This is a genomic window from Shewanella indica (assembly GCF_033842865.1).
Classification (GTDB): Bacteria; Pseudomonadota; Gammaproteobacteria; order Enterobacterales; family Shewanellaceae; genus Shewanella; species Shewanella indica.
Map to the genome: position 1 here is coordinate 2,070,634 of NZ_JAWXXR010000001.1, position 15,090 is coordinate 2,085,723.

At 55.3% G+C, this 15,090-nt stretch carries 12 protein-coding genes; 11 read left to right on the top strand and 1 reads right to left on the bottom strand.

The genetic code is table 11. From position 1 onward, the window contains the following. The first annotated feature begins 13 nt into the window (after positions 1–13). The 9 genes from SIL79_RS09425 to tldD all read left to right on the top strand — a co-directional run bounded on the left by SIL79_RS09425 (position 14) and on the right by tldD (position 12,880). Complete coding sequence (locus tag SIL79_RS09425; RefSeq protein ID WP_101096368.1) at positions 14–1,456, top strand: inorganic phosphate transporter; 1,443 nt, start codon at positions 14–16, stop codon at positions 1,454–1,456. Between the two features lie 208 nt (positions 1,457–1,664). After that, positions 1,665–2,714, top strand: coding sequence for a rod shape-determining protein (locus tag SIL79_RS09430; protein WP_025011854.1), 1,050 nt, complete (start codon positions 1,665–1,667; stop codon positions 2,712–2,714). A gap of 42 nt (positions 2,715–2,756) precedes the next feature. Next, entirely contained in the window at positions 2,757–3,635 is an 879-nt protein-coding gene (gene mreC, locus SIL79_RS09435; RefSeq protein ID WP_039034090.1) for a rod shape-determining protein MreC, read from the top strand. Then, positions 3,632–4,120, top strand: a complete 489-nt coding sequence (gene mreD, locus SIL79_RS09440) for a rod shape-determining protein MreD (RefSeq protein WP_039034091.1) — start codon at positions 3,632–3,634, stop codon at positions 4,118–4,120. The genes mreC and mreD overlap by 4 nt, the downstream gene beginning before the upstream one ends. A 1-nt stretch (position 4,121) precedes the next feature. Next, a complete protein-coding gene (locus SIL79_RS09445; RefSeq protein WP_319619200.1) occupies positions 4,122–4,745 on the top strand; it encodes a Maf family protein in 624 nt (207 codons plus the stop codon). A 131-nt stretch (positions 4,746–4,876) separates the two neighbouring features. Next, positions 4,877–6,343, top strand: coding sequence for a ribonuclease G (rng, locus tag SIL79_RS09450; protein WP_052248058.1), 1,467 nt, complete (start codon positions 4,877–4,879; stop codon positions 6,341–6,343). Next, on the top strand, positions 6,343–10,626 hold the full coding sequence (locus SIL79_RS09455; protein ID WP_319619201.1) for a YhdP family protein: 4,284 nt from the start codon (positions 6,343–6,345) through the stop codon (positions 10,624–10,626). The genes rng and SIL79_RS09455 overlap by 1 nt, the downstream gene beginning before the upstream one ends. Continuing rightward, positions 10,550–11,395: a carbon-nitrogen hydrolase family protein gene (locus tag SIL79_RS09460; protein ID WP_071475648.1), complete on the top strand. Its 846-nt coding sequence runs from the start codon at positions 10,550–10,552 to the stop codon at positions 11,393–11,395. The genes SIL79_RS09455 and SIL79_RS09460 overlap by 77 nt, the downstream gene beginning before the upstream one ends. A 36-nt stretch (positions 11,396–11,431) precedes the next feature. Then, the gene (gene tldD / locus SIL79_RS09465) at positions 11,432–12,880 is read left to right on the top strand and encodes a metalloprotease TldD (RefSeq protein ID WP_071475647.1); all 1,449 of its coding nucleotides are present in this window, start codon (positions 11,432–11,434) and stop codon (positions 12,878–12,880) included. A gap of 113 nt (positions 12,881–12,993) precedes the next feature. Here tldD and SIL79_RS09470 read toward each other — a convergent pair whose 3' ends face one another. Then, complete coding sequence (locus SIL79_RS09470; protein ID WP_162206889.1) at positions 12,994–13,146, bottom strand: hypothetical protein; 153 nt, start codon at positions 13,144–13,146, stop codon at positions 12,994–12,996. Between the two features lie 477 nt (positions 13,147–13,623). On the opposite strand from SIL79_RS09470, the gene SIL79_RS09475 reads away from it, so the two are divergent. Continuing rightward, positions 13,624–14,079, top strand: coding sequence for a hypothetical protein (locus tag SIL79_RS09475; protein WP_319619202.1), 456 nt, complete (start codon positions 13,624–13,626; stop codon positions 14,077–14,079). 63 nt (positions 14,080–14,142) lie between these two features. Then, complete coding sequence (locus tag SIL79_RS09480) at positions 14,143–15,060, top strand: IS5 family transposase (protein WP_319619203.1); 918 nt, start codon at positions 14,143–14,145, stop codon at positions 15,058–15,060. The last annotated feature ends 30 nt before the right edge of the window (positions 15,061–15,090 follow it).

Here is a 15,090-nt window from a genome sequence, read left to right on the forward strand (position 1 = left end):
GGCTGAATAAATTATGTTGGAAGCGCTTGCGGGTTTGGGGTGGATCTGGTCTTTGGGGCTGATCCTGGCTGTACTTTTTGTGTTGGCATACGAGTTTATCAATGGCTTCCACGACACCGCCAATGCGGTAGCCACTGTGATTTATACCAATGCCATGCCGGCCAGAGGCGCGGTATTGGCTTCGGCGCTGTTCAACTTTGCCGGGGTGTTGCTTGGGGGGCTCGGTGTGGCTTACGCCATAGTGCATCTGCTGCCGGTCGGGCTCTTGCTGGACATGGACTCCTCCCAAGGCCTGTTGCTGGTGTTCTCCCTGCTGTTCTCGGCCATCGTCTGGAACTTGGGTACCTGGTTCTTCGGTATTCCCGCCTCCAGCTCCCACACTCTGATAGGCTCCATCATGGGGGTCGGTGGTGCCTATGCCTGGCTCAACGGTCAATCGCCGCTGGATGGAGTCAATACCGGCAAGGCGATAGATATCATGCTCTCCTTGCTCTTGTCTCCAACCCTGGGCTTTATTCTGGCGGCGATTTTGTTGTTGGTGATGAAGCGTATCTGGCGTAAGCCCAAGCTACATCGCACTCCGGCAGAGCAGATGGCGGTCAATGGCAAGAAGCACCCGCCATTCTGGGCCCGGATTACCTTGATAGCCTCGGCCATGGGGGTCAGTTTCGCCCATGGCTCCAACGATGGTCAGAAGGGCATAGGTCTGGTGATGTTGGTGCTTATCTGCATGGCGCCGGGTTATTTTGCCCTGGACTTGAACAGCCGGAGTTTCGATATGGATAAGGCTCAGGATGCCAACCGGCGCATCATGGCCCTGTATGATCGCAACCCGCAGCTGGTGGCTAATCTGGGTGAGCACGCTGCCGACAGTCGCTGTCAGGACTCGGCCATAGCTTCGATGCAAAGCCTGGATAGGCTCCTTGAGCAAGGGAATACGGTTAAACAGCTGACTCAGGAACAGCGCCGGCAAGCCAGGCAGCTGATCCTTTGTATCGATGACAGCACCCGCAAATTGGCCAAGCAGCCATTGCCCGCTGCAGAAGTCAGTCAGTTAAAACATTGGCGTGGTCAGCTTAACGCCATTACCGAATATGCGCCGCTATGGGTCATAGTGGCCGTTGCCCTGGCTTTGGGTTGCGGCACCATGGTGGGCTGGCGCCGGATTGTGCACACTGTTGGCGAGAAGATAGGTAACGGTGGCATGACCTACAGTCAGGGGATAGCCGCGCAGTTGACCGCCGCCGGTTCTATCGGTATCGCCAGTATGACAGGCATGCCGGTATCTACCACCCATATCCTGTCTTCGGCCGTGGCCGGCACCATGGTGGCCAATGGCTCCGGAGTACAGAAAAACACTATTAAACAAATTCTGTTGACCTGGGTACTGACACTGCCTATGACCATAGTTTTGTCGGCCGGGCTCTTTATGTTGGTGCAAACCTTTTTTGCTTGATATATGCACAAATCATGTCAAGGGATTGGCATGATCCAAGCTTTTGGCAACTTTATCTCAGCGCATTGCGACAGCTTTTACAGATATATGCCAAAAACCCTCACGGATTAGCGAATGTTAACCCCGCGAGTCTTGTGGAATGCCGGAGGCATTGATAAAGTTAGCTGATTTTCATTTCTTCTGACTCCACAGAATACAGGCTAGTTACATGTTCAAGAAGCTGCGTGGCATTTTTTCTAACGATCTGTCGATCGATTTGGGTACAGCTAACACTCTCATTTATGTTCGTGAAGAAGGCATTGTATTGAATGAGCCTTCCGTGGTCGCCATCCGTGGCGAACGAAGCAGCTCTGGGCAGAAATCCGTGGCCGCAGTCGGTACTGAGGCGAAACAGATGCTGGGACGTACCCCCGGCAATATTCAGGCCATCCGCCCAATGAAAGATGGGGTTATCGCAGACTTCTACGTGACCGAGAAGATGCTGCAGCACTTTATCAAGCAAGTGCACAACAACAGCTTTTTCCGCCCAAGCCCTCGGGTACTCGTGTGTGTGCCTGTAGGTGCCACTCAGGTTGAACGCCGCGCGATCAAGGAGTCAGCGATGGGCGCCGGCGCCCGTGAGGTTTACCTGATTGAAGAGCCAATGGCAGCAGCCATAGGGGCCGGCTTGCCGGTTTCCGAAGCCACAGGCTCCATGGTGGTGGATATCGGTGGTGGTACCACTGAAGTGGCTATCATCTCGCTCAACGGGGTGGTTTACTCCTCTTCCGTGCGTATCGGTGGTGACAAGTTTGACGATGCCATCATCAACTATGTGCGCCGCAACTACGGCAGCCTGATTGGTGAAGCCACAGCCGAACGTATCAAGCACACAATCGGCACGGCTTATCCAGGCGATGAAGTACTGGAAATTGAAGTGCGCGGCCGTAATCTGGCCGAAGGGGTACCGAGAAGCTTTACCCTGAACAGCAATGAGATCCTCGAAGCGCTGCAAGAGCCGCTGTCGGGCATTGTCAGTGCCGTGATGGTAGCACTGGAGCAGTCGCCTCCAGAGTTGGCGTCCGACATCTCTGAGCGCGGTATGGTGCTCACAGGTGGTGGTGCCTTGCTGCGGGATCTGGACCGTCTGCTGATGCAGGAAACCGGGATCCCTGTAATGGTTGCCGAAGATCCGCTTACCTGTGTGGCCCGCGGCGGCGGTAAAGCACTGGAGATGATCGATATGCACGGCGGTGACCTGTTCTCAGAAGAAAACTAATACTTTCCAGCACAGGCGGTATCTTACCGCCTTAGCTTTTCTATGAAGCCTATTTTTGTTCGCGGTATTTCAAATCAGTTCAGGTTGACATTGGCAGTGGTCATGTCGGTGATCCTGCTGGTTGCCAATGATCGTCTCGAACCTGCGAGACAGTCGCTGGCATCCTTACTGAGCCCTCTACAGTACCTGGCCAACGTGCCCGGTGAGCTGCTGGATTGGTCTGCCCAGAGTCTGGCGACCCGTGACATGCTGGAGCAGCAAAACAAAGAACTCTTGCGCCAGCAACTGCTGATGAGTGAAAGACTGCAGCGTTTTGAACACCTGCGCCAGGAAAACCAACGCCTGCGTGAACTGCTGGGCTCGCCGGTGCATATGGACTCGCGCAAGATGGTGGCCGAGGTGATGGAAGTGGCCAGCGACCCCTTCCATCATTATGTGGTGATCAACCACGGCAGCCGCAACGGCGTGTTTGTTGGTCAGCCGGTGGTGGATGCCCAGGGGGTTGTCGGCCAAGTGGTGCAGGTCAGCGAACTCACCGCCAGGGTGTTGTTGCTCTCCGACCCCAAACACGGCTTGCCGGTGCGCATTACCCGCAACGATGTGCGCCTGATAGCCAACGGCATAGGCGAACTCGATGAGATAGAACTCAGACACGTGGCCAAGAGTACTGACATCAAGGTCGGCGATTTGCTGGTGACTTCTGGGCTTGGCAACCGCTTCCCGGAAGGTTATCCGGTGGCGCGGGTGATTTCGGTTTCCCGCGACGATGGCCAGAGTTACCTCAAGGTCACGGCGCAGCCGCTGGCGGCGCTGGACCGAATCCGTTATCTGCTGCTTATCTGGCCTGAAGACCATCCCGGCGCCAAGCCCGAGTCACAAGAGCCGGCTGCAACCGACGCCAACAGTGGAGCCGAATCATGAGCCTGGAAAATGCCAATGGCCGTTTGGCGGTATGGCTGACCCTGCTGCTGGGTATGCTGCTGCAGATCATGCCTGTACCGGAAATGTTCAGCGCCTGGCGCCCCGATTGGCTGGTGCTGGTGATGATCTATTGGGCCGTGGCACTGCCCCACAGATACAATATTCTCACCGCCTGGGTGTTGGGGGTGCTGCTGGATATTCTACTGGGAGCTACCCTGGGTATCCGCGCACTGGCCATTTCCCTGGTGATTTATGTGGTGGTACTGCACTTTCAGAAGCTGCGTAACTTCCCCATGTGGCAGCAGTCTTTGGTTATCGCCAGCCTGATCTGCTTCTATCATCTGATTATTTTCTGGGCCCAGTTTGTGGTTTCGGGGGCGCATTTCACCTTGGAGCTATTCCTGCCTTCCCTGTCCAGCCTGGCTATTTGGCCCTGGGTTTTCTGGATACTGCGCCGCATCAGGCGCCACTACAAGGTACGTTAATATGCCGCTGATTTTGGCCTCAGCCTCCCCCAGACGCCGCGAGCTTTTGGCGCAGCTGGCGCTGGGAAATCCGAACTTTGGTTTTGAGATCCTGCCCGCCGATATCGATGAGAGTCATCAAGCCGGGGAAACCCCGCAACAGTTTGTCAGCCGTTTGGCCGAAGAGAAGGCGGCAGCGGGCTTAGCCCTGTGGCACGGGAACCCTGAACATCAGCAAGGGTCTGATACTCTAGTGCTGGGCTCAGATACTCTAGTGCTGGGCTCAGATACTATAGTGGTATTGGGCGACAGAATTTTGGGTAAACCCGTGGACAAGGCCGATGCCTGCGCCATGCTCAAGAGCTTGAGTGGCCGCAGTCATCAGGTGATGACCGCCGTGGCCTTGACCGATGGCAAGCGCACTGAGACGGCTTTGGTGGTCACCCAAGTGTACTTCTGCGACTTGAGCGATGCCGATATTCAGGCCTATGTTGCTTCGGGCGAGCCCATGGATAAGGCGGGAGCTTATGGCATTCAGGGGTTGGGTGGCAGCTTTGTCGCCAAGATTGAAGGCAGTTATTCGGCGGTAGTGGGCCTGCCCATGGCTGAAACCCGGGCGCTGTTGCACAAGGTCGGGTGTTTGTAAGCTCGCTTACACAAACTGACGAATTTTTAGCAGCTTTAACGCCCGCCAGTCGATAAAATCAATGAATTAACATCCAACAAGGGTAAATCGTGAATACCAGTCGCACAGTCAATAGCAAGGCTCCGCGGAAGATGGGGTCAGAACTGCTGATCAATGTGACGCCCACGGAAGCGCGAGTCGCATTGGTAGAACACGGTGTCCTGCAGGAAGTGCATATCGAGCGGCGTATGAAGCGCGGCCTGGTGGGCAATATCTATAAGGGCAAGATCAGTCGGGTTTTGCCCGGGATGCAGGCGGCATTCGTCGATATCGGCCTGGAAAAGGCGGCCTTTTTGCATGCCTCGGACATAGTGCCGCACACAGAGTGTGTTGCCGATGTGGAAAAGGGCAACTTCGTGGTGCGTGATATTGCCGAGCTGGTACGTCAAGGCCAGGACATCATGGTGCAGGTGGTCAAAGACCCCCTGGGCACCAAAGGCGCGCGGCTGACCACGGACATAACCCTGCCTTCCCGTTACCTGGTGTTTATGCCGGGCTCAAGCCATGTGGGGGTTTCCCAGCGAATAGACTCTGAAGAGGAGCGGGCGCGGCTGAAGAAAATTACCCTGCCTTTTGTCGACGATGACGGCGGCTTTATCATTCGCACTGCGGCCGAAGGCATAGGTGAGGATGAACTGGCGCAGGATGCCGCTTTCCTGCGGCGGGTGTGGGCCAAGGTCAGCGAGCGGCGCAAAAGGCCCAAGACCACGCTGTTGTACCAGGACTTGGCCTTGCCGGTGCGAATTGTCAGGGACTTTGTCGGTGCCGAGCTCGATCGCATTCAGGTGGACTCGGGCCACACCTTCGAGGAGCTGCTGCATTTCGCCCAGGAGTTCATGCCGGACATTGCCGATAAGATAGAACACTACAGTGGCCCGGCGCCGATTTTCGATCTCTACGATGTGGAGAATGAGATTCAGCGGGCGCTGGAGCGTAAGGTGGAACTCAAGTCCGGCGGCTATTTGATCATCGACCAGACAGAAGCCATGACCACTGTGGACATTAACACAGGGGCCTTTGTCGGCCACCGTAACCTCGAAGAAACCATATTCAACACCAACCTGGAAGCGACCCAGGCGATTGCCCGTCAGCTGCGGCTGCGCAATCTGGGCGGCATCATTATTATCGACTTTATCGATATGTTGCAGGATGAGCACAAGCAAAGGGTGCTCAACAGCCTGGCCACGGCGTTGGCCAATGATAGGGTCAAGACCAATATCTCTGGTTTTTCCGGCCTCGGCCTGGTAGAAATGACCCGCAAGCGCACCCGCGAGAGCCTGGAGCATGTGCTTTGTGGCGAGTGTCCTGCCTGCCGTGGTACCGGCTCGATGAAAACAGTGGATACCGTTTCCTTTGAGATCTTCCGCGAGATCATCCGTCTCAACCGCACCTACGATGCCGATGAATTCCTGATTTACTGTGCCCCAGCGGTACACGCCTGCCTGTCCGATGACGAGAACCACCTGGTGGCTGAACTCGAAGTCTATATCGGCAAGCGTATTCGCATTCACTGCGAGCCCATGTATGTGCAGAGTAAATATGATGTGGTGATGGTCTAGTGCGGCTGTCTTTTTGCCCTCGAACCCTCGGCCGCTATTGCTGGCGCACCTTGGCCGTGACCTTGGTGCTGTTTGCCTTGATGGTGAGCCTCATCCGTGGGCTATTGCCGCAACTGGATGAAGCCAAGCAGCAACTGGCCGACTATGTTGAGCGCGAATATGGCGTCGAGGTCAAGATAGGCAGCCTGTCCGCCCGCTGGCAGGCCTTCGGCCCGGCGTTGACGGTTGAGGGCTTGGTGTTGCCGCCGCAGGAGCGTTTGCCGGTGACACTCATGGTCGACAAGGTCGATGTTAAGCTGGATTTCTGGCAGAGCCTGATGACCGCCGGCCCGCAAGTGGAGGATGTGATCTTCGACGGGGTGCAACTGGCGCTGGATCTGGATCATCTGGGGCAGAAATCGACCGCGACTCTTGATGCTGAAAGTAAATCTGCCCCTGCCACCAATATCGACTGGCTCTATGCCTTGCTGCTGGAACAGTTGGACCGTTTCTCTATCCGCGATGCCAGTGTGCAGCTGTTGTCCAGCAGCCATGATTATCGCCCCATTCATCTGCGGGACCTCAGTTGGCGCAATAGCGGCAAGTTGCACCAGGGCCGCGGCGCCCTCTATCTGGATGAGCTGGCAACGGCGACCGAACAACTCACTCTAAGGCTGGATCTCAAAGGTGATGGCTACAAGCCAGATAGTATCAAGGGCCAGGCCTATCTGCAGGCGCAGTCGCTGGATCTCGGCAAGTGGGCCTCACGCCAACCCAATCCTTATAACCCCCAGGCCAAGTTGCCGCTGGAGGGGGTGGTCAACCTGGAGGCCTGGGTAGGCTTTGCCAACCGCGGCCTGGAATCCGGGGTGATCAAGCTGTTGCCCAGCTGGCTGCGCTGGTCACTCAGAGATGAGCCACAAAAATTTGCCATAGATGGCGGTGTGATTGCCTGGCAGCCCATAGCCGACGGCTGGCGCCTGGACAGCAGTGAGCTCAAACTGGCAACCAATGACAAGCCCTGGCCCAAGCTGGAGTTTCACGCCATGGAAACCGCCGGGGAACTTTATGGCAAACTCAATGAACTGCAATTTGATAGTCTGTTACCTCTGTTGCCGCTGATTCCCGGCATGCCTTTGGACGGCTTGCATACTTGGCAGCAACTCAAGCCTCAGGGCAAGCTCGGTCCTCTGGCTATCTATCGGCCCAAGGACGGTGAACTGCAGGCCAAAGTGGCGCTGGAGCGGGTCAGCTGGCAGCCTTCCGAGTCCATCCCTGGCAGCACACCAATCGATCTTTCTCTGGGTTGGCGGAACAACTTCCTCAGCGCAACACTGCCTACCCAGGACTATAAACTGGACTTTGGCGACGGTTTCAAGGCGCCGCTCAGTTTTCGCGCCGATGCCTTTGAGCTGGGCTTCTCGCTCGATAGTCAGGCGCTGATGGTGCCGGCATTGCATCTGGGCAATGACGACATCAGCCTGGACGCCTCTATGCGTTTGCTGCTGGCCGACAAGCCGCACCTGGCGCTGTCTTCCCGGGTCAAACTGCTCAACGCCGCCAATGCCGGGCGTTATTTCCCGCGCCATGCCATGGGTGAGTCACTGGCCGATTATCTGGAAGGCGCCATCAAGGCCGGTCGCAGCGATGATGCCGCCGTGGTCTGGCACGGTGAGTTGGCCGGATTTCCTTATCAGGATCATTCCGGGGTGTTTCAGGCAGGGTTCAATCTGACCCACGCCGAATATGCCTTCCAGCCGGATTGGCCGGCGGTGACCGACTTGAGTCTCAAGGCGCTATTTGAAAATGCCCGGATGGATCTCTGGGTTAACAAGGGCAAGCTGTTGAATGTGGCGGCCGATGGCGCCCATGTCTATATCCCCAAGATGGATCACCAGAGTCTGCTGCGGGTTGAGGCGCAACTGGCGACTCAAGGGCAGGATGCCACCGAGGTGTTGCAGCGCTCGCCGCTTAAAGACAGTGTCGGTATCACTCTGGATGTGGTGCAGGTTCAGGGGCCTGTCAGCGGTAAGCTGGATCTCAGTATTCCGCTCTATGACGGTGAAGAGGCGCAAATCCTCGGTGATGTCCAGTTCGCCGGGGTGCCGATTTATATTCGTGAGCCCGGGGTGCTGCTGGATAAAGTCAACGGCAAGGTGAGTTTTCATAATGAGGTGGTCAAGGGCGAAGGCTTGAGTGCCAGCCTGTTCGGCCAGCCGTTGCAGTTTGGTTTTGATACCGGCAAGGTCAACCAGAATATGGGGCTCAATGCCAGGCTCAAGGGCCAGTGGAACCTCGCCAACTTGCCGTCCGAGCTGGACTACCCTCTCAGCGATTTTTATCAGGGCGCGTTGGATTGGCAGGGGAATTTGAAGCTGATTTTTGATGAGATAGGCTATCGAATTCAAGCCAATGTCAATGCCGATCTCAAGCAGACGGAGTTGCTGCTGCCGCCGCCTTATCAAAAGGCGCCCGGGCAGGCGCTGACGCTCAAGGCCGAGCTGCTCGGTGACAACAAGACCAGCTCCCTGGGCGTGCGTCTGGGGGATAAGGCCGAATTCTGGGGTGGCTTTGATGCCGACTCAGGTAAGGGTCTGAAACACTATGACCTGCTGCTGGGGCGCCTCTATCGCAGCGGTGATCAGTTGCAAAAACAGGATGGTCACTTACGGCTGGCCCTGGATGAGGTGGATTTTGCCCAGTGGCAGCCGCTGATCAATGCCTTTGTCGGCAGTGGCAACCATGACGAAAAGGCTGCTGCCGAGAGCCAAAACCCAGTTCAAGCCGCGACTCAAACCGAGAGCACGGCCGGTACCACAAGCATTGCAGCAGATAAAGCTTTTTTCCCGCCGCTCAAGGGGATAGAGGCCAGAGTGAAACAGCTCGAGCTGCTGGGGCAGCGCTTTACCGAGTTGCAACTCAGTGCCCGCCCCGGAGAGCATGCCTGGCAGATAGAGGGACTGTCGCCGGAGTTTGCCGGTCGGGTAGAGATCTACCCGGATTGGTACAGCCAAGGATTGAAGCTGGTGGCCTCGCGCCTGTATCTGAATCCGATAGCGGCTGAGCCTGAGTCCAAAGCGCAATCCGAGCCCGAGCCTGAAACCAATCTGCCTCAGGACAGTGACCTGCCGCCGCTGGCGGTGGAGGTGGATGATTTCCGCTATCAGGATATGGCACTGGGGCGTTTGTTGTTGCAAGCTAGCCCGTCGGCGACGGGCTATCAGATCCAGACTCTGGCGCTCAGCAGCGAGGATGCCAGTTTGCAGGGTAAGGGGGAATGGCTGAGCCGTGGCGGTAACAACCGGACCCAGGTTGAACTCAATCTCAAGGGAGATAAATTTGATCTGTTGGCTACTCGCTTGGGACTGGATCCAGGCGTGAAAGACTCGCCGCTGGAGGTCAAGGCCGAGCTCAACTGGCTGGGTGCACCGCTGGCGTTTAATCTGGAGAGTCTCAGCGGTAAAGTTCGTTTCGATCTCGGCAAGGGGCATATCGAACAGCTCAGTGACAAGGGGGCGCGGATCTTCTCTCTCTTTAGTCTGGACTCGCTTTTACGCAAGTTGTCACTGGACTTTACCGATGTGTTTGGCAAGGGCCTGTATTACAACTCCTTTGGCGGCGATCTGACCCTGGAGAACGGGGTGCTCAAGACCACCAATACCGAGATGGATGCCATTGCCGGTAACATGAAGGTGCGCGGCTATACCGATCTGGTTACCGAGAGCCTCAACTATGATATTCGCTTTGTGCCGCAACTGGCCTCCAGCGTGCCGACTGTTGTGCTGCTCAGTACCAGCGCCTGGACCATGGGCCTGGGGGCTTTTGCCCTGACCAAGGTGCTGGAACCCGTAATTGAGATTATTTCAGAGATACGTTTCCGCTTGACCGGCACCATGTCAGACCCCAAGCTGGAAGAGTTGGAGCGAAAGAGCAAAGAGATAGAGATCCCTGAGTCTGTATTGCCACGGCAACCCAAGTCGGCGCCTGAGAAAGACCAGACTCAAGTGCAGGACGATGAGCCTGCGGCCACGGATGCAGGCCAAGGCGATCAAGTCAAGGCGGACAACAAAGCCAAAGCGCTTAACAGTAACCCAGTGAGGGTTGTTGAAGAGGGTGTCGGCGCTGAGGCTGAAAAACCTTTGCCTCAAGCCGATAAAGTCACGCCGCTGCCGCTCAAATCGCCGAGTGAACCCAAGACAGAAGTGCCAGTGAAACAGGAAGTCGAACATGCAAGTCAGTCTGCTACAGTGTCAGAGTTGCCGCGAGCCGGAACAGAACCTGCAATTTATCGTCTCGCAGCTTGAGACTCTTCCCCGCCAAGACAATGAACCCCAACTCGTGGTGCTGCCCGAGTGCAGCCTGCTGTTCGGCGGCCATGAGAGCATGCAGTTGGCCTGGGCCGGTGAGCCTGGGCAAAGCCCGCTCAAACGGCGCTTGGCCGAACTTGCCACCCAGTTTCAGGTATTCCTGCTGGCCGGCTCTATTCCGGTAGCCAGTGGCGATGGCCGGGTTTACAGCCGCTGTTATCTGTTTAATGATCAGGGGCAGGTACTCGGCGACTACGACAAGCTGCATCTGTTTGACGCGGAAGTGACCGACGGTACAGGCCAATACAGTGAGAGCGATACCTTTTGCCCGGGTGAGCGGATAAGCGTGGTGGATACCCCTTTTGGCCGCATCGGCCTGGCTATCTGTTATGATCTGCGTTTCCCAGATCTGTTTCGGGCGCTGCGTTTGCAAGGAGCCGAGATTATCGCCTTGCCCTCGGCCTTTACCAAGGTGACAGGCGAGGCGCACTGGGAAGTGCTGCTCAGAGCCAGGGCGATAGAAACCCAGTGTTTTATACTGGCGGCGGCGCAATGGGGCCAGCATAATCAAGGAAGCCGCGAGACCTGGGGCCAGAGCATGATAGTCGACCCTTGGGGACGTATTCTGGCGCAGAAGGCCGAAGGCACAGGCTGGGTGCAGGCGCGTTTGGACAAGGCCGAGTTAGCGCGGGTGCGCAGCGCCATGCCCGTAGAGACACACAATAGATTTTTGCCGCCGCAACTGGGCGACGGCAAGCGGAAATAACCAACAAGGCCACAGGGCCGGATTGAGAGAGACCCAATGCCATTTTTAACCCAAGTGGGACAGAGTTTACTGCAAGAGGGACTGCACCTCGACGATCTGCAAACTTACCTGGAGCGAATCCACCAACACCAGGTGGATTTTTCCGATCTCTATTTTCAGGGCAGCCGTCATGAAACCTGGGTGCTGGAAGATGGCATAGTCAAGGAAGGCAGTTTTCATATTGAGCGCGGTGTCGGTGTCCGAGCCATCAGTGGTGAAAAGACAGGTTTCGCCTACGCCGATGAGATAACCCCCAAAGCCTTGGCTGCCGCCGCCGATGCCGCCAGAGGCATAGCCCAGACTGGGGGCAGCTATCAAACTCAGGCCTGGAAGCGCCGCGGCGCCAAGGCGCTGTATCTGAGTGAAGATCCGATAGCGGCACTGGAAGAGGGCCGTAAAATTGCCCTGCTCAAGGAAGCGGATGCCTATATCCGCAGCCTGGATAGCCGCATCATTCAAGTGGTGGTCAGCCTGGCCGGGGTGCATGAAGAGATACTGGTAGCTGCCAGCGATGGTACTCTGGCGGCGGATATCCGGCCGCTGGTCCGCTTCAATTGCTCGGTGATCCTCGAAGAAAACGGCCGCCGTGAACGGGGCGGCGCCGGTGGTGGTGGTCGTCACCACTATCAAACCCTGATGGCTGCCGCTGATGACGGCTTGCCCATGTGTTTTGCCTTTGCCCGCGAGGCCGTGCGTCAGGCGCAGGTCAACCTAAAGGCGATAGACGCCCCTGCCGGTGAAATGCCTGTGGTTCTGGGCGCAGGTTGGCCCGGAGTCTTGTTGCATGAAGCGGTTGGCCACGGTCTGGAAGGTGACTTCAACCGTAAGGGCAGCAGCGCCTTCAGCGGTAAGATTGGCCAGCAGGTGGCCTCCAAGTTGGTCACTGTGGTGGACGATGGCACGTTGGAAAACCGCCGTGGCTCGCTGACCATAGATGATGAAGGTACCCCGGCGCACAAGACAGTGCTGATTGAGAACGGCATTCTCAAGGGCTATATGCAGGACAAGCTCAATGCCCGCCTGATGGGGCAAAAGCCCACCGGGAATGGCCGCCGCGAATCATATGCTCACTTGCCTATGCCGCGGATGACCAACACCTATATGCTGGCCGGTGAGTCGGCGCCCGCCGATATCATCAAGTCGGTGAAAAAAGGCCTCTACGCCCCCAACTTCGGTGGCGGTCAGGTGGATATCACCTCGGGTAAGTTTGTGTTCTCGGCCTCTGAAGCCTACCTGATTGAAAACGGCGAGATCACCAGTCCGGTGAAGGGCGCGACCCTGATAGGCAACGGCCCGGAAGCCATGGGGCAGATCTCCATGGTGGGTACAGATCTTGAACTCGACAAAGGCGTCGGCGTCTGCGGCAAAGACGGCCAGAGTGTCCCGGTCGGGGTTGGGCAGCCAACGCTTAAACTGGACCGTCTGACGGTCGGCGGCACAGCCTGAGAAATGCTGTCGAATCCCTGATTCGGCAGCTGAGTTTAGCGCTGGTTCATGCATTGCTCTTGGGTGAAGTTGATAGCCGCTGTGGCGGCCTAATGGTGCAAATAACTATCGCTTCAGACGCTCAGAGTCACATCTATGTGACTCTGAGCCAGCTCAACATCCTGTTTCACACACGCTAGCTCGTCCGCGAGGTGATACTCGCTCTGGATTCGACTGGCGTTGCTTTTGGCATCCAAATTCATCCATGGATAAGGTCTGCTCGCCATCCTTGGCTCACGCCCATAAGCCCACTCACCGCTGGCCATGTTATTTGCGTTAATGGATCTCGGCGATATTGAGGGTGACAGGGCAGTTCTTTTGGCACTGAGTAGCTTGTGAAACATTTGAGAGATCTGCAGATATACGCTTAATTCCAGGCACAGGTGGAACTGTGACCGTCGAAAACAGGGTCTAATTTTGTTCCTGACAGATTTTGTATTTCCTGCGTCCCTGTAAGTCAGATGTTTTCGTCGAGCGCCTATGGATGGGTTTATAACAGCTTGTTTTACCACAAGCACCCCATACAGAGTACGGTACGGATATAGCAAACAAAACCACATAATGTACGTTACATAGAGCTTGATTTACTTTTAAGTTGCAAGTGCAAAACAAAATGTAATCAAATGATTTGCAGGATGGTAGCTTTTTTGATACCTATTAAGTAAGGTTGCAAATATTAATGATTCAATGGAAGTGGAGTTGTTATGAAAAGGACGTCATTCTTGGTATTTCTCACCATGAGTATCAATTTTTATGCATGTGAGATCCAAGCCTCAACAGCGGTGTCACTTTATGCCGATAGAGTGGGTATAGATCTCATCGATACTTTCAATATAGAGCCTAACTTGGCTTCCCATACGACTGGGTTATTGGGAGATCAATTCGATCCCGCTATGGGAGGAATTAGCTTTACCCAAACAGACATTAACATTCCTGGTAATAGTAAACTTCCTGTGCAATTAGTAAGGGTATTATCCGGGCCCGATAGTTGGTTTTCAGACTCTAGGGAATTTGCATCTTGGAGCTTACAAGTACCTCATATTAGATCGTCCTTTGTTTCGGAAAAAGGTAAAACACCCGAGACTAGTGGCTCTGCTACCCGCCAATTCAATGGTTGGTTAAGGGGAACCGCTTGTTCTTCTGATGGCGTTGTTGCCTAAATAAGCGGAACCTTTTTCGCTTTCCATGATCTGATCTTGCATAACAGGTCTTCGGTCAGTTTCATGGGTAAGTCAGCACGCAATATCACCAATTGGAAGCAATATAATCAGGCATTAGTCAACCGTGGTTCGGTCACCTTCTGGTTAGACGAGGCGGCGATTAATACTTGGCATTGCACGCAGCATCACGGCGGTCGTGGCCGTGGCTTTCAATTCAGCGACACCGCCATCGAAACCGCCTTGATGCTCAAAGGGATTTTTAAGCTGTCATTACGTGCGACCGAAGGGTTCATCAACTCCCTATTTCAGCTGATGAAAATACCGTTAATTGCTCCAGACTACAGCTGTATCAGTAAACGCGCCAAGACGGTGAACGTCAAGTACCGCAATCCCTCAAGAGGTGCGGTAGCGCATGTTGTCGTCGATGCCACAGGCCTCAAAGTGTATGGCGAAGGTGAATGGAAAATGCGTAAGCATGGCAAAGAAAAACGTCGGGTTTGGCGCAAGCTTCATTTGGCTATCAATGCCGCTACACATGAAATTATCGGTGCGCAAACAAGCCTTGAAACTGTAGCAGATAATGAAGTATTTCCAGCGTTACTGGCTCCCCTAAGACGCAAGCTTAGACAAGTCTCCGCTGACGGGGCTTACGATACTAAAGCTTGTCATAAATTATTGCGACGAAAGCAGGCGAAGCCAACGATTCCACCCCGCTCAAATGCCGGATACTGGGAACCAGGGCATCCTCGAAATGAAGCTGTGGATGCACTTAAGGCCGGAGAGTTGAAGCAATGGAAATTGATGAATCACTACCATCAGCGTTCCTTATCTGAGACCGCCATGTATCGCTACAAACAACTCATTAGCGCCAAATTAAGTTTGCGTGACTATAACGGGCAGGTGGGTGAGGCATTGGCAGGGGTTAAGGCATTAAACAAAGTCATAAGACTGGGTATGCCTGTTCGCCAGAAAATCTCGTAAAGCAGCTGAAAGCCTAGGGGTAGTTGCGTT